This window comes from Acinetobacter sp. CS-2, assembly GCF_016599715.1.
In the GTDB taxonomy this organism is placed as follows: domain Bacteria; phylum Pseudomonadota; class Gammaproteobacteria; order Pseudomonadales; family Moraxellaceae; genus Acinetobacter.
This window is the reverse complement of the sequence record NZ_CP067019.1, coordinates 350270-364856: the sequence shown is the minus strand read 5'-3', so window position 1 is coordinate 364856 and position 14587 is coordinate 350270. Positions and strand designations below refer to the sequence as shown.

General features: G+C 43.4%; 13 protein-coding genes and 5 tRNA genes. 4 read left to right on the top strand and 14 right to left on the bottom strand.

Annotated elements, in window-relative coordinates:
* Nucleotides 1–52: 52 nt before the first annotated feature.
* The 11 genes from JFY49_RS01690 to tpiA form a co-directional block, all read right to left on the bottom strand.
* The gene (locus JFY49_RS01690) at nt 53–460 is read right to left on the bottom strand and encodes a ribosome-binding factor A (RefSeq protein ID WP_086195213.1); all 408 of its coding nucleotides are present in this window, start codon (nt 458–460) and stop codon (nt 53–55) included.
* Nucleotides 460–3165 carry a translation initiation factor IF-2 gene (infB, locus tag JFY49_RS01685; protein ID WP_086195212.1) on the bottom strand — a complete coding sequence of 902 codons (2706 nt, stop codon included), beginning with the start codon at nt 3163–3165 and terminating at the stop codon, nt 460–462. Before infB ends, JFY49_RS01690 begins: the two co-directional genes overlap by 1 nt.
* Before the next feature lie 10 nt (nt 3166–3175).
* Complete coding sequence (gene nusA / locus JFY49_RS01680; protein WP_086195211.1) at nt 3176–4660, bottom strand: transcription termination factor NusA; 1485 nt, start codon at nt 4658–4660, stop codon at nt 3176–3178.
* Nucleotides 4661–4700: 40 nt separating this feature from the next.
* On the bottom strand, nt 4701–5225 hold the full coding sequence (gene rimP, locus JFY49_RS01675; protein ID WP_086195210.1) for a ribosome maturation factor RimP: 525 nt from the start codon (nt 5223–5225) through the stop codon (nt 4701–4703).
* 211 nt (nt 5226–5436) lie between these two features.
* Nucleotides 5437–5513: transfer RNA gene (locus tag JFY49_RS01670), tRNA-Met, on the bottom strand.
* Nucleotides 5514–5605: 92 nt separating this feature from the next.
* Nucleotides 5606–5682 (bottom strand) — tRNA-Met (locus tag JFY49_RS01665).
* Nucleotides 5683–5754: 72 nt separating this feature from the next.
* Nucleotides 5755–5831, bottom strand: a tRNA-Met gene (locus JFY49_RS01660).
* 72 nt (nt 5832–5903) lie between these two features.
* A tRNA-Met gene (locus tag JFY49_RS01655) sits at nt 5904–5980 on the bottom strand.
* A gap of 46 nt (nt 5981–6026) precedes the next feature.
* Nucleotides 6027–6111 (bottom strand) — tRNA-Leu (locus tag JFY49_RS01650).
* Between the two features lie 53 nt (nt 6112–6164).
* Entirely contained in the window at nt 6165–6494 is a 330-nt protein-coding gene (gene secG, locus JFY49_RS01645; protein WP_086195209.1) for a preprotein translocase subunit SecG, read from the bottom strand.
* Nucleotides 6495–6507: 13 nt separating this feature from the next.
* The gene (gene tpiA, locus JFY49_RS01640; protein ID WP_086195208.1) at nt 6508–7299 is read right to left on the bottom strand and encodes a triose-phosphate isomerase; all 792 of its coding nucleotides are present in this window, start codon (nt 7297–7299) and stop codon (nt 6508–6510) included.
* A gap of 280 nt (nt 7300–7579) precedes the next feature.
* Here tpiA and pilB point away from each other — a divergent pair, with 280 nt between their 5' ends.
* From pilB to coaE, 4 genes are read left to right on the top strand one after another with little or no spacing between them, the layout of a single operon-like run.
* On the top strand, nt 7580–9292 hold the full coding sequence (pilB, locus tag JFY49_RS01635; RefSeq protein WP_086195207.1) for a type IV-A pilus assembly ATPase PilB: 1713 nt from the start codon (nt 7580–7582) through the stop codon (nt 9290–9292).
* A gap of 27 nt (nt 9293–9319) precedes the next feature.
* Entirely contained in the window at nt 9320–10546 is a 1227-nt protein-coding gene (locus JFY49_RS01630) for a type II secretion system F family protein (protein WP_086195206.1), read from the top strand.
* On the top strand, nt 10546–11406 hold the full coding sequence (locus JFY49_RS17615) for a prepilin peptidase (protein WP_086195205.1): 861 nt from the start codon (nt 10546–10548) through the stop codon (nt 11404–11406). The genes JFY49_RS01630 and JFY49_RS17615 overlap by 1 nt, the downstream gene beginning before the upstream one ends.
* A 15-nt stretch (nt 11407–11421) precedes the next feature.
* On the top strand, nt 11422–12012 hold the full coding sequence (gene coaE / locus JFY49_RS01620; protein ID WP_086195204.1) for a dephospho-CoA kinase: 591 nt from the start codon (nt 11422–11424) through the stop codon (nt 12010–12012).
* A gap of 19 nt (nt 12013–12031) precedes the next feature.
* On the opposite strand, the gene JFY49_RS01615 is transcribed toward coaE, so the two are convergent.
* The 3 genes from JFY49_RS01615 to JFY49_RS01605 form a co-directional block, all read right to left on the bottom strand.
* A complete protein-coding gene (locus JFY49_RS01615) occupies nt 12032–12949 on the bottom strand; it encodes a DMT family transporter (protein ID WP_086195203.1) in 918 nt (305 codons plus the stop codon).
* A gap of 31 nt (nt 12950–12980) precedes the next feature.
* Nucleotides 12981–13730 (bottom strand): 23S rRNA (guanosine(2251)-2'-O)-methyltransferase RlmB, encoded by a 750-nt coding sequence (rlmB, locus tag JFY49_RS01610; RefSeq protein WP_086195202.1) that lies wholly within the window; start codon nt 13728–13730, stop codon nt 12981–12983.
* Nucleotides 13731–13871: 141 nt separating this feature from the next.
* Nucleotides 13872–14195, bottom strand: a complete 324-nt coding sequence (locus JFY49_RS01605) for a pyrimidine/purine nucleoside phosphorylase (protein WP_086195201.1) — start codon at nt 14193–14195, stop codon at nt 13872–13874.
* Between the last annotated feature and the right edge of the window lie 392 nt (nt 14196–14587).

Sequence of the window (14587 nt, the reverse complement as noted above, 5' to 3'; positions counted from 1 at the left end):
AGAATTTTCAGCCACAAAAAAGCCACCCGAAGGTGGCTTTTCTTTTTAGCGATTATTCATCATCTTTTTTTGCATCATCAGCTGGAGGTAAATCCTTCACTGCTTCTGCAATCAGACCAAACATATAGTTGCCATACGCGTTGGTTTTGTCGTAATGGAAACGCAAGCGAGGCGTTATACGTGTCTTGATACGACGACTGAGTTCGTGACGCAGGAAACCGGATGCCTTATTCAAGACATCTAACGTTTCCTTGTTTGCCGCTTCACTTTGCTCATCGCCCAGCTCACGCCCCATCACGGTCACATAAACTTCGGCATATCCTAAATCTGGGCTAACTTTCACCGCAGAGATGGTCACCAGACCACCCAGGCGTGGATCTTTCAGCTCTTGGCGAATCAGTTCAGACAACTCGCGCTGAACTGAATCGGCCATACGCTTCAGACGTTGACTACCCGCCATTAAAGACTCCGTTTAATCAATTGAACATCATACACTTCGATCTTGTCTTGTGCTTTGATGTCTTTATAGCCTTTCACTGCAAGACCACATTCCATACCGGCACGAACTTCTTCCACCACTTCTTTATAGCGACGAAGAGATTCAAGCTCACCTTGGAACACCACCACGTCATCACGAAGAATACGGATTGGTTTATTACGGTGCAATACACCTTCAAGTACCATACAACCTGCAGCCGCACCGAATTTGCTTGAGTGGAACACTTCACGCACTTCAGCCACACCCAGAATTGTTTCACGGTGTTCAGGAGCAAGTTTACCGCTCATTGCTGCTTTCACGTCATCAATCAATTGATAGATGATGCTGTAGTAACGAATGTCGATACCGTCTTCATCGGCTTTTTGACGCGCAGTATTGTCGGCACGAACGTTAAAGCCAAGCAATACCGCTTCAGAAGATTCAGCCAGCGTTACGTCAGACTCAGTGATTGCACCGACACCTGAACCAATAATACGTACTTTCACTTCATCAGTTGCCAGTTCGGCAAGTGCCACGTGTAATGCTTCCAAAGTACCGCGCACGTCAGTTTTGAGTACAACGTTCACGATAGGCACATCTTTCTTGCCCATCGATGCCATTATGTTCTCAAGACGCATTGCAGATTGACGTTCAAGACGTTTTTGACGTTCACGATCCATACGCGCATCGGCAACTTCACGTGCTTTTTTCTCGTCATTCACAACAAGAACTTCGTCACCGGCCATTGGTGCTTCCGGAAGACCCAAGATCTCTACAGGAATTGATGGACCCGCAGATTTGATACGTTGACCATTTTCATCCACCATCGCACGAACGCGACCGTAAGATGAACCTGCAAGGACAAGATCACCTACATTCAATGTACCGTTTTGAACCAAGATAGACGTTACCGCACCACGGCTGTTGTCTACACGTGCTTCAATGACCACACCTTGAGCAGCACCTTCTTCAGATGCTTTCAACTCTAGCAATTCTGCTTGAATTGAAATCAGGTCTAGAAGTTCATCAATACCTTGACCTGAGTGTGCTGAAACCATGGCAACAGGTACATCACCGCCCCATTGTTCAGGTACGATCTGTTTCGTGGTCAATTCATTCAATACACGGTCAGGATCGGCAGACTCTTTATCCATCTTGTTAATTGCAACAATGATTGGCGTACCAGCAGCACGTGCATGGTCAATCGCTTCCGCAGTTTGTGGCATTACACCATCATCCGCTGCAACAACCAGCACCACGATATCAGTCGCTTTCGCACCACGTGAACGCATTGCGGTAAACGCTGCGTGTCCCGGGGTATCCAAGAAAGTGATAATGCCTTTATCCGTTTTAACGTGATAAGCACCGATATGCTGGGTAATACCACCCGCTTCGCCTGCAGCCACTTTGGTACGACGGATACGGTCAAGCAGCGATGTTTTACCATGGTCAACGTGGCCCATGATGGTTACGACAGGAGCACGAGTCGTTTGAGCACCACGTGCTTCTTCAGCTGCTTCAAGCAAGTTGTCTTCAGCCTGAGTATCAGAAACTAGAACTGGGTTATGACCCATTTCTTCCACCACAAGCGCTGCAATCTCTTGATCAATCGCCTGATTCTGAGTAACCAATTCACCCATTTTCATGAGTGCCTTGATAACTTCACGCACCTTCACTGCCATTTTCGCAGCTAAGTCAGCTACGATGATGGTTGAGCCGATTTCAACATCATAAATTTGTTTTTTAACTGGTTTTTCAAAGCCATGCTTGTTCGCCTGACTTGATTTTAAACCGCGTTTATGCGAGTTATCACGGAAAGATTGCTCTTCGCCACGACGGCCACCTTTTTTCGGTGCACGCGCATTGGTGGTATTGCCACCACGTTTAATTTCACGGTCTTCTTTCGCAAAAGAATCTTCATACGCCTGACCAACCAGACCGGCAGCCAGTGGAGAATCATCAATCACACGAATTGTTGCCGTGGCATCTTCAGAAGAATACTTGGAAGCCATTTGACGCATTTGTTCAAGCGTACGTTGTTGTGCTTCTTCAGCCGATTTACGACGTGCTGCTTCTTCAACTGCTTTTAACTGTGCAGCTTGTGCTTCACGTGCTTTCTTCTGTTCTGGTGTTTCAGTCACTTTAACCGGCTGTTTTACAATCGGCTTGTTGTTTGACTTGCGTTTTACCACAACCGCTGCTTTTGGTACTTCTTGCTTCGCAGTTTCTTGCTTCGCTGCTGCACGCATTGCTTCTAAAGCCTGTTTTGCTTTAGATTCAGGTTGTTGCTTAGGTTCTTCAGCTTTCGCTGCTGGCTTTTGCTCAACTTCACGCGAATTCTGTTCGGCTTGTGCCTTCGCTAAAGCTTCAGCTTTAATCTGTTCCGGATCTGGCTTAACAAATGTATGCTTCTTACGAACTTCTACATTAATTGTTTTCGCCTTACCTGATGTACTGGCCACTTTAGCAGTACTGGTTGTTTTACGTTTCAACGTGATTTTTCCTGCATTCCCATCGTCCTGACCATGAACTTTCTTCAAATGGTTAACGAGGGTATTTTGTTGTTCAGTGGAAATAATATCTTCAGCTTTACGTTGGGGTAAACCTGCGTCACGAACCTGCTCTAGGAGCTTCTCAACGGGGCGATCCACGCTGAGAGCCAACTCTTTAATCGACTTGTCCGTCATATATTTCCTCCTAGTTAAACCATGATTCGCGCGCTTTCATAATAAGTTGACCCGCTTTTTCCGTACCTAAACCTTCAATGTCTTCAATATCGTCAGTGGCTTGGTCAGCTAAATCATCTACAGTCACCACACCGCGAGCCGCAAGGGCATATGCGATTTCCTGTGTCATCCCTTGCATTGCCACAAGTTCAGCACTTGGTTCTTGAATGTTTTCTTGTTGTTTCAATGCATCAGCCAAGGTAATTTCCTTCGCACGGCTTTGCAATAATTCAACTGTTTCAGCATCCAGTTCGATTTCATCAAATGTTTCAGCTGGAACATAAGCAATTTCTTCCAAAGAAGTAAAGCCCATTTCAACCAAAGCCATTGCCAAGTCTTCTTCAATATCCAGACGGGTGACAAACATGTCGAGATATTGTTGAGCTTCATTTTGTTGACGTGCGTAGAATTCCTCTTCGAGCATCATATCCAATTTGTAGCCAGTCAATTCAGAGGCTAAACGGACATTTTGACCTTGTGAACCAATAGCACGTGCCAACTGATCGCTCGCCGCAAAAATGATATCTGCACTGTGAACATCTTCATCAATCACAATACTGGATACATCTGCAGGTTCTAGCGCACTAGCAATGTACTGTGCCGGATCATCAGACCACACCACCACATCAATACGTTCACCATTGAGTTCTGACTGTACAGCCTGGATACGTGTACCACGCATACCAATACATGCACCTACAGGATCAATACGGTGATCGTTGGTTTTCACAGCAATTTTAGCACGAACACCCGGCTGGCGTGCAGCTGCTTTAATTTCGATGATTTCTTCAGAAATTTCAGGAATTTCTTTTTTCATCAATGCAATCAGCATTTCAGGACGTGCACGTGACAATAACAGTTGTGCACCGCGACCTTCACGGTTCACGCTATATAAAATCGCGTTTACACGTTGCTTCGGACGAAGAATTTCTTTAGGAATCATCTCTTCACGGGCAAGATAAGCTTCCGCATTGTCACCCAAGTCAATAATAAAGCCATCTTTGGTTTGCTTTTTCACTTCACCGTAGATGAGTTCACCGACTTTAGATTCATAGGCATCAGCAACCAGAGCACGTTCAGCTTCACGAATTTTTTGCACGATCACCTGTTTGGCAATTTGCGCAGCAATTCGGCCGAAGTCGATCGATTCCACTTCGAGTTCACGAATGTCACCAATAGACCATTTGGCAGGATCCACATCCGAAATTGCATCCTGACATGCCGGCATTTCGTGATCTTCATCAGCCACCACTTCCCATTGACGGAAAGTACGGTAATCACCTGTTTTACGATCGATTTCCACACGTAAACGTGCTTCTTCCGAGTTTGTGCCTTCATAAAATTTCTTTTTAGTCGCAGCAACAAGCGCTTGTTCTAGCGCTTCAAAGATCGCTTCACGAGGTACACCTTTTTCGTTACTAACCGTTTCTACTACGGTAAGAATTTCACGTGCCATAAGTCACCTATTCGTTCAGATTCTTATTTATTTGGATAAATTAATCTTGGTAAATCAAATTTGCTTTGTCGATATTATGACTATCAATTTCAAGGATTTGTTGCTTTTCAACTTCCACTTGAATAAGTTCATTTTCAAGATCAACAGCAATCAGTTTGGCTTGAAATTTACGACGGTTATCTACAGCACTGATCAGACGCAGCGCAACGGTTTGTCCGATATAACCAGCCATCTGTTCAAGCTGGAAAAATGGACGGTCCCAACCCGGAGAAGAAACTTCAAGTGAATACTCACCAGAAATTGGATCATGTACATCAAGCATAGCACCCACTTGCTGTGTTACGCGAACACAGTCTTGTACGCCTATACCTCGACCCTGTTCAAGCTCGCCATCTTCATTCATGACAGGTTGTTCGTTATTTTCATCTGCTTTATCGATATAGATACGCAATAAAGAACGTTTACCCTGAGGAAGAAATTCAATTCCCCAAAGATCGACATTGCATGCTTGCACTGCAGGAGCGATTAGGTCTTGGAGTGCTTGAGTTTTATTTGATAGCTTCATTTACTCTCGTCATTATGGTGCGATTCAATGGTCGCGGTGACCGGTTCAGACTAACTCAACTATATTAGTAGTGAAACATGACGATTTGACCAATAAATGTCGGACACTACACGATAGCCAATAAAAAAGGGCGTAATCGCCCCTATTTACACAGAAAAACCAAAGTCCACTGTGCAAAAAGGCCCACCTTTTTGTGAGCCTTTTAGAAACTTGGTAGCGGGAGCTGGATTTGAACCAACGACCTTCGGGTTATGAGCCCGACGAGCTACCAGACTGCTCCATCCCGCATCAACGTGCAAAAATTATATACAATCTGCTGATCATTTTCAATCAAAAACTGTTCAGTGATTGCTTGATTAAGTTGCACCCTAATCAAATAGTGGTAGCGGGAGCTGGATTTGAACCAACGACCTTCGGGTTATGAGCCCGACGAGCTACCAGACTGCTCCATCCCGCAACAACATTACAAAAAATTAATCTCACCTTAAATTATCAAAGTGCTTATTTTAGTTTGCATCTAAAATAAGATTGGTAGCGGGAGCTGGATTTGAACCAACGACCTTCGGGTTATGAGCCCGACGAGCTACCAGACTGCTCCATCCCGCAACAACATTACAAAAAATTAATCTCACCTTAAATTATCAAAGTGCTTATTTTAGTTTGCATCTAAAATAAGATTGGTAGCGGGAGCTGGATTTGAACCAACGACCTTCGGGTTATGAGCCCGACGAGCTACCAGACTGCTCCATCCCGCATCAACAGATTTGCTGCTTACACCAACTTATGCTCTGGATTATAAGTTGGTGCGGAAGGGGGGACTTGAACCCCCACGCCCGAAGGCACTACCACCTCAAGGTAGCGTGTCTACCAATTCCACCACCACCGCAGCTGTGACGCATTCTAGTCGGATCAGACCCAAAAAGAAAGAACTAAATATATTTATTCGCTAGTTTTTGGTGCAACTGGTGAAGTTTCAGTCGATTGGCTTTGTGCCGGAGCAGTCGTTTGTACCGATTTTAAGCTATAGGCATCAGTAGTTTGCTTTTTAGCAAACACCGCTAAACTTAGGCTGGTGACAAAAAACAAGGCTGTTAAAATTGCCGTTAAACGTGTTAAAAAATTAGCCGAACCTGAAGCACCAAAGACGGTTGCTGCTCCACCACCACCAAATGATGCACCCGCATCGGCACCCTTACCATGTTGTACCAGAATCAATACAATCATTAAAATGGCTAAGATAATATGTACTACCAGCACAAATGCATGCATGCTGAACTCCTAATTATTTTGTATTTGCAAAAGCCTGGGCAATTTTATAAAAAGACTCTGCATTTAAAGATGCACCACCAACCAGCGCACCATTAATGTCTGGACAGGCTGCCAACTCTACTGCATTTTCCGGCTTAACACTACCACCATATAAAATTGCCATGCCTGTACCCAAAGGGGTAATTTGGGTTAAACCTGCACGGATTTTGGCATGCATTGCCTGTGCGTCTTCAGGTGAAGCTGTTTTACCCGTACCAATTGCCCAAATGGGTTCATAAGCCACCACTATATTTTTCCACTGTTCAGCCTGAACAACTGTGGCAATATCACAAATTTGTTGCAACACCACCTGCTCGGCCTGACCATTTTCACGCTGCTCTAGACTTTCACCTACGCAATAAATAATGGTTAATCCTGCATTTAAAGCATTTTTAACTTTTTCATTCAAAATTTGGGCAGTTTCAGCAAAAATCTCACGACGTTCTGAATGACCAATCAATACAAAACCAATTTGCTGATCTTTGAGCAGTTCGGCACTCACTTCACCGGTATATGCTCCTGTACCTGCAATACGGGAAACATCCTGTGCAACAGTATAAATAGAGCGCACTGAACTTGCCAATTCTGTCTGAACACTACTCAAAGCCAGCATGGTCGGTGCAATACCCAAATAACAATCTTGTTCTTTAATTTCATTATTTTGCAATAATTTTTTAAAATCTTGCAGCAACGCTTTTGCATCTGCCTGCATTGGGTTCATTTTCCAATTGCCGACAACCCAAGGAGTAATAGCCGAACCCGACATACAGTAACCTATTAAAAACAATTCATTAAACCGCGCACATTCTACACGGAATTCAAGATTTTTCAGAAAATTTTCACATGGCTTTTTTATGCGATTCTTATTTTTTTGCAATCCCCTTTTTTACGCTCAAGAAAAACTTCACCCTGTAATACGACTGGTTCAAAGTTTTATCTGATATTAAGTAGATGACAACATTTTAAGATATGGTATTTTTATATAACAAAAGTATAATTCAATGATACCAATTATAAACAAATTGATTAAGCAGGCATATTAGAGCATGGCAGCATTACAAGGTTCACCAAGATTTACGGGTTTTATTCGATGTTTAGTCGAAGATGGCTTAGTTTCTGCCGAAAATATGCAGAGTGCAATATTGAATGCAAAAAAAGCCAATCAAGATATTGTGCCTTTTTTAATTGATCAATTGAAAATTTCCTCCTTGGCTATTGCAGAAAAAATTTCTCAAGAATTTGGAGAACCTCTTTTTGATTTGAGTGCCTATGACTCTGCTCAAATTATCCGAGAAGGGCTGGATGAAAAGATCATTAGCAAACATTGTATTCTGCCCATTTTTAAACGCGGGAATTTACTCTACGTCGCAACCAGTAATCCCACCAATATAGAAGCCATGGATGCGATCCGCTTCAGCAGTAAGATGAATATCGAAGCGATTATTGTAGAGCACCAGAAATTACACCAGCTGATTGAACAAAACTTTACCCAGGCGGACAGTTTTGAGTTTTCTGATGAAGATATCGATCTAAATCTAGAGCAAGATGATTTAAGTCAAAAAGAAGATGAAGATGATGGTCCTCAAGGGGATGAAGCTCCCATCGTTAAGTACATCAATAAACTGTTAATTGATGCCATTCGTATGGGTGCTTCGGATTTACATTTCGAACCGTATGAAAAGTCATATCGGGTGCGTTATCGTATTGATGGCGTGCTGCGTCAAATTGCCAATCCGCCGTTACAGCTGTCCACACGTTTAGCCTCACGTTTAAAAGTCATGTCGCAGATGGATATTTCTGAAAAACGCTTACCTCAGGATGGCCGGATTAAACTTAAGCTTTCAAAAACCAAAGCCATCGACTTCCGTGTTAACTCATTACCTACCCTATTTGGGGAAAAACTGGTCCTGCGTATTCTGGATCCATCCAGTGCCATGCTGGGTATTGATGCATTGGGCTATGAACCAGAGCAAAAAGAACTGTTTATGCAAGCGCTGGAAAAACCTCAAGGCATGCTACTGATTACAGGTCCGACAGGTTCCGGTAAAACCGTATCTCTCTATACGGGTTTGAATATTCTGAATCGTGAAGATACCAATATTTCCACAGCTGAAGACCCGGTAGAAATTAACCTGGAAGGGATTAATCAGGTCAATGTTAATGCTAAAGTCGGTTTAACCTTCTCTGCTGCGCTTAAATCATTTTTACGTCAAGATCCAGATATTGTCATGGTCGGTGAGATTCGAGATCTGGAAACAGCTGAAATTGCCGTAAAAGCGGCCCAGACCGGTCATATGGTGATGTCGACCCTGCACACCAACAGTGCACCAGAAACCTTAACCCGTTTACGCAATATGGGTGTTCCTTCCTTTAACATTGCAACTTCTGTCAACCTAGTGATTGCACAACGTTTAGCACGTCGTCTATGTCCTCAGTGTAAAATTCCGGCAGAGATTCCTGGACCCAGCCTGCTGGAAATGGGCTTTACCGAAGAAGATTTGAAACATCCAGACTTTCAGGTATATCAACCGGTAGGCTGTTCCGAGTGCCGTGAAGGTTATAAAGGTCGTGTCGGTATTTATGAGGTCATGAAAGTGACCCCTGAAATTTCGAAAATCATTATGGAGGATGGTAATGCACTTGAAATTGCAGCAGCATCTGAAAAATCGGGGTTTAATAATTTACGCCGTTCAGGATTAATTAAGGTTATGCAGGGGGTGACTTCCCTTCAGGAAGTCAATCGTGTAACCAGTGAATAAATGAAAATTTAAAATAAGGATAAGCGCATGGCTGTCAAAAAAGCACAGATGATGCCCGTCTTCAGTTATGAAGGTGTTGATCGTAAAGGGGAAAAACTTAAAGGGGAACTTCCTGCGCGGAATATGGCACTTGCTAAAGTGACTTTACGTAAGCAGGGGATCACCATTAAACATATTCGGGAAAAACGTAAAAATATTCTCGAAGGTTTAATGAAAAAGAAAGTGTCCACCTTGGATATCACGATTTTTACCCGCCAGCTGGCCACCATGATGAAAGCCGGTGTACCACTTGTGCAAAGCTTTGAAATTGTTGCGGAAGGCTTGGAAAACCCAGCGATGCGTGAAGTAGTACTTGGTATTAAAGGTGAAGTTGAAGGCGGGAATACCTTTGCTGGTGCACTTAAAAAATATCCTCAATATTTTGATAATTTATTTTGCTCACTGGTCGAATCTGGCGAACAGTCAGGTGCGCTGGAAACCATGCTAGATCGTGTCGCGATCTATAAAGAGAAAAGCGAACTTTTAAAGCAAAAAATCAAAAAAGCCATGAAATATCCGGCAGCTGTCATTGTAGTTGCCGTGATCGTGACCATTATTTTGATGGTTAAAGTGGTACCTGTGTTCCAGGACCTCTTTAGTTCATTTGGTGCCGATTTACCTGCCTTTACCAAAATGGTGGTAAATATGTCGGAATGGATGCAAAAGTACTGGTTTATTCTGATTATTGCCATTGGTGCAATGATTGCCGGATTTCTTGAAGCAAAAAAACGCAGTAAAAAATTCCGTGATTTTCTGGATAAAGCAGCCCTCAAAGCGCCTATTTTTGGTGACCTGGTCTATAAAGCCATTATTGCCCGTTATAGTCGTACGTTAGCAACCACCTTTGCTGCTGGTGTTCCCTTGATTGATGCCTTGGAATCCACTGCAGGCGCAACTAACAATTGTGTTTATGAAGCAGCGGTGATGAAAATCCGTGATGATGTAGCCACAGGCCAACAGCTACAATTTGCCATGCGGGTTACCAACAAATTTCCATCCATGGCTGTACAGATGGTGGCGATTGGTGAAGAATCGGGTGCCCTCGACAGTATGCTGGATAAAGTTGCCACCCACTTTGAAAATGAGGTCGACAATGCGGTCGATGGTTTAACCTCCATGATGGAACCCCTCATTATGGCCGTGCTGGGTGTGCTGGTTGGTGGTCTGGTGATTGCCATGTATCTTCCAATTTTCCAAATGGGTTCTGTGGTTTAATGCAAGATTTCATTTCTTATTTTATGATCAACCCAACTGCTTTATATATTGCAGTTGGGCTTTTTAGTCTCTGTATCGGCAGTTTTCTCAATGTCGTGATTTATCGAACGCCGAAAATGATGGAGCAAGAGTGGCGGCAGGATTGTCAAATATTGCTGCATTCTGAACAGGTCATTATTGACGAAACAAAAATCACCCTCAGCAAGCCAGATTCTACCTGTCCGAAATGCCAAACGCCCATTCGCTGGTATCAGAATATTCCTGTCATCAGCTGGCTGTTTTTACGGGGCAAATGCGGTTCTTGCAAAAATCCGATCAGTATTCGCTATCCGCTCATTGAATTGTTAACTGCAGCATGTTCCCTGATTATTGTGGCAGTATTCGGCCCTACCCTGCAGATGCTGTTTGGCCTGATCCTCACCTGGGTACTGATCGCACTCACCTTTATTGATTTTGATACCCAGCTTCTCCCAGACCGCTATACCTTAACTCTGGCCGCCTTAGGTTTGGGAATCAATAGCTATAGTATCTATACCAGTCCAACCTCTGCCATCTGGGGCTATATTATTGGTTTCCTGTGTTTGTGGATTGTCTATTATCTGTTTAAGATGATTACAGGTAAAGAAGGTATGGGCTATGGCGACTTTAAACTTCTGGCTGCCTTAGGTGCCTGGATGGGGCCATTGATGCTCCCATTGATCGTATTGCTTTCTTCTTTCGTAGGTGCCGTGATTGGCATTATTCTGCTGAAAGTACGCAAAGAGAACCAGCCTTTTGCATTTGGTCCTTATATTGCCATTGCCGGATGGATTGCTTTTATTTGGGGTGAGCAGATTATGAAAATCTATTTAGGACAATAATTTTTAGGGATATATATGACTTTTATCTTGGGTTTAACTGGAGGGATTGGCAGTGGAAAATCGGCCGCCAGCAACTGGTTTGAAACCCAGGGCATTACTGTGGTCGATGCCGATATTGTCGCGCGCGAGATAGTAGCCAAAGGACAGCCAGCCTTACAACAGATTCATACGACTTTTGGCGATTGGGTTCTATTAGACAATGGCGAGCTGAATCGTCGGGCTTTACGCGAACATATTTTCAAATATCCTAAAGCACGTAAAACGCTGGAAAGTATTACCCATCCTGCAATTCGAGAGTCTATTATTCAACAGCTGCAGGCTGCGACCAGCCCTTATGTAATATTGGTCTCTCCCCTGCTGTTTGAAACCAACCAACATGAACTGACTGATCATACCCTGCTGATTGATGCATCGATTGATTTGCAGATTCAGCGGGCTGCTATGCGTGATCACCAGTCCATTGAACAAATTGAAAAAATTATTCAGTCCCAGATGCCACGTGAACAAAAGCGTCGTTTGGCTGATGATATTGTGCTGAATGACGGTCATCTTGACCATTTATACAGCCATTTAAGACCGCTGCATGAAGCTTATTTGAAACGCTGAAATTAAAAAAAACAGTCGATTAGGACTGCTTTTTTTGTTGATCAAGTTGCTGCTGCAAACTGTCTTGATGACCTATCCAGCGCCATGGCTGTAATGCACCAATCGCCATCCCGATCAAGCCACAAATAATGGCCAGACTTAATGGTTCACCCAATAGCGGTACAGCCAGAATGGCCGCCATAAACGGGGCCAAAGTCACGATACTTCCGGTCTTGAATGCACCCAAACGCTTAATCGCTTCTACATAAGTCAGTGTTGCCACAATGACCACAAAGATACCGTGAAAAATCACCTGTACCATTAAATGCACAGGTTCAGGTGCCGTTAAATTTTTCGGTAAAAACAGCAGATAAATCGGTACATAGATAATCGCCGACCAGATGGCAACGCCTGCCATAGAATGCCAGGCAGAAAGTTTCCATTGGCGTAACAATACGGTGAATACACCCCACCAGATCGCACTCAAGAAAAATAGCATGTCACCAAAACCAAAGGCCACACCGGTTTCCTGATACATCAAGAAGCTCATTGCAGTGATCGCACTCAGCATAATCACCAAACTAATCCGGATGTGTTTATCTAAAGGCTGTTTAAATAATACCAATCCAGCTAAAGCTGTACACAGCGGAATACAGCCATTCAGGAAAATGGCTGCATGCGCTGCTGGTACATAATGAAAGGCACTATAAGAGGTCAGACAATACGCTACCCCACCGATCATTGCCAGAATAAAAGGTTCTTTTTTCCATAAAAAAGCGGTGTCTTTTTTATAGAGTAAAATGGGCATGAGAATACAAAATGCCAAGGCAAAACGTAAGGCGGTAATATCCCAAGCACTAATTCCCCACTGGGCATTCAGGCGAGAAGTAATGGTAAATCCACCCCAAATACACATGGTAATGGCGACATAAAGATAACCTTGAGACCGGGGAGACATAGCAAACAACTTTTAAATAGCAAAGAAAAAATTACAGGTTACGTTGACGACAGGCTTCATACAGTGCCATCCCCGTCGCCACACTGACATTTAAGCTTTGCAAGTTCCCTGCCATTGGAATATAGACCTTCTGATCACATTGTGACTGGGTAATTGGACGCAGACCTGTATCTTCAGCCCCCATCACGACACACACTGCCGTACCGGTAAAATCAAATTGATCAATCGGTAAGGCTTTTTCATCCAGCATGGTTCCAACTACACGTACATTAAATTCATCTTTGATATGGCCCAAAGTACGCGCCAGATTGGTCACCTGAATAAACTTCACTTTTTCTGCGCCACCGGCAGCAACCTTACGCGCAGTTGGCGTTAGGCTTGCAGAACGGTCACGCGAAACCACTACGGCTTCAACCCCCATGGCAGCAGCTGTACGGATACATGCGCCCAAATTATGCGGATCGGTGACCTGGTCCAGTGCCAGCAAAAGCGCTTGAGGATTTTGCTTCAGCACGGCATCCAGATCCTGTTCATTCAATACCGGATGCGGACGCACTGCCGCAACTACACCCTGATGAAAAGGTTGGCCTGCCAGTTTTTCCAGTTTGTCACGGCTGGCTTGTTGCACGCTAATACCAAAAGGTTCAGCCAGAGCCAAGACGTTTTTCAAACGCTGGTCATCACGGCCTTTCAAGGTAAATAAAGTCAGTACGCGCTCAGGCTCGAGTTCTAATAATGACTCCACTGAGTGAACGCCATAATAATATTCTGGTTTTGCCATGAACGGCCTCTAAAATCTATGGTGACTATGGGTAATTATACAAAAAGAAAAATCCTGCAAAGCAGGCTTTACAGGATTGATGCTTGAATCTAGTTTAACCGATTCAGGTTAAAATTTCTTTGTCTTATCCGGGACGAATGCTTAACCTTCGAAATGACAGACATAATCGAGCACTTCATCAGTCTCGATTTTAAAACGGCTATTGCCTGGTACATAGAAAGACTGACCGGCACGGAACAGTTCACTTTCAGTTTTGTCACCAATTTGGACACGACATTCACCTGAAATAATTTCCATACGTTCAGGTACATGTGTTTGAAAGGTCAAAGCCTGTTCTGTTGGCAAAATTACCCCTAAGGTCTTTTTGGTGCCATCTTCAAACTGTACGGTATGACTGATACACAACCCATCGAAATAAACATTCGACTTTTTGACAACCGAAACGTGATCAAACTGATTTGACATGCGTATTCTCCAGATAATGCGCATTTATAATTTTTGCCCGAGCTAGTTTAAAGCCGAGTATTAAACTAATCAATCATTGTTTCTTCCAGTCAAATCAATATTTTTCAAATTTTTACAAATATTTTTTCTATAAACTTCAAAGAAAAGCTGGAGAGTGATGCACGAACTTCTGCATAAATGAAATGCTAAGCTCAAATTATTGCCAATTTCTTCCCAACCAAAGGTGAATAATATTCCCCAGCATTAATCCTACCTTCAAATCATCCGCATTATATGGTTCAGGTTTTGCGGGACTGGATCGAGCTGCGCATCAGTTTTTTATCTTTTTTCTAAAATAAGAGGCTATTGATCGATGGCAAATTTTATCGGCTATTTTCAACTGCGCGTTTTAT

Excerpts from the sequence above, each read along its gene's own strand:
- pilB (WP_086195207.1), top strand. The coding sequence starts at position 7,580 with ATGGCAGCATTACAAGGTTCACCAAGATTTACGGGTTTTATTCGATGT.
- JFY49_RS01605 (WP_086195201.1), bottom strand. The coding sequence starts at position 14,195 with ATGTCAAATCAGTTTGATCACGTTTCGGTTGTCAAAAAGTCGAATGTT.
- infB (WP_086195212.1), bottom strand. The coding sequence starts at position 3,165 with ATGACGGACAAGTCGATTAAAGAGTTGGCTCTCAGCGTGGATCGCCCC.
- JFY49_RS01615 (WP_086195203.1), bottom strand. The coding sequence starts at position 12,949 with ATGTCTCCCCGGTCTCAAGGTTATCTTTATGTCGCCATTACCATGTGT.
- JFY49_RS01690 (WP_086195213.1), bottom strand. The coding sequence starts at position 460 with ATGGCGGGTAGTCAACGTCTGAAGCGTATGGCCGATTCAGTTCAGCGC.
- rimP (WP_086195210.1), bottom strand. The coding sequence starts at position 5,225 with ATGAAGCTATCAAATAAAACTCAAGCACTCCAAGACCTAATCGCTCCT.
- secG (WP_086195209.1), bottom strand. The coding sequence starts at position 6,494 with ATGCATGCATTTGTGCTGGTAGTACATATTATCTTAGCCATTTTAATG.
- tpiA (WP_086195208.1), bottom strand. The coding sequence starts at position 7,299 with ATGTCGGGTTCGGCTATTACTCCTTGGGTTGTCGGCAATTGGAAAATG.
- rlmB (WP_086195202.1), bottom strand. The coding sequence starts at position 13,730 with ATGGCAAAACCAGAATATTATTATGGCGTTCACTCAGTGGAGTCATTA.
- JFY49_RS01630 (WP_086195206.1), top strand. The coding sequence starts at position 9,320 with ATGGCTGTCAAAAAAGCACAGATGATGCCCGTCTTCAGTTATGAAGGT.
- nusA (WP_086195211.1), bottom strand. The coding sequence starts at position 4,660 with ATGGCACGTGAAATTCTTACCGTAGTAGAAACGGTTAGTAACGAAAAA.
- coaE (WP_086195204.1), top strand. The coding sequence starts at position 11,422 with ATGACTTTTATCTTGGGTTTAACTGGAGGGATTGGCAGTGGAAAATCG.
- JFY49_RS17615 (WP_086195205.1), top strand. The coding sequence starts at position 10,546 with ATGCAAGATTTCATTTCTTATTTTATGATCAACCCAACTGCTTTATAT.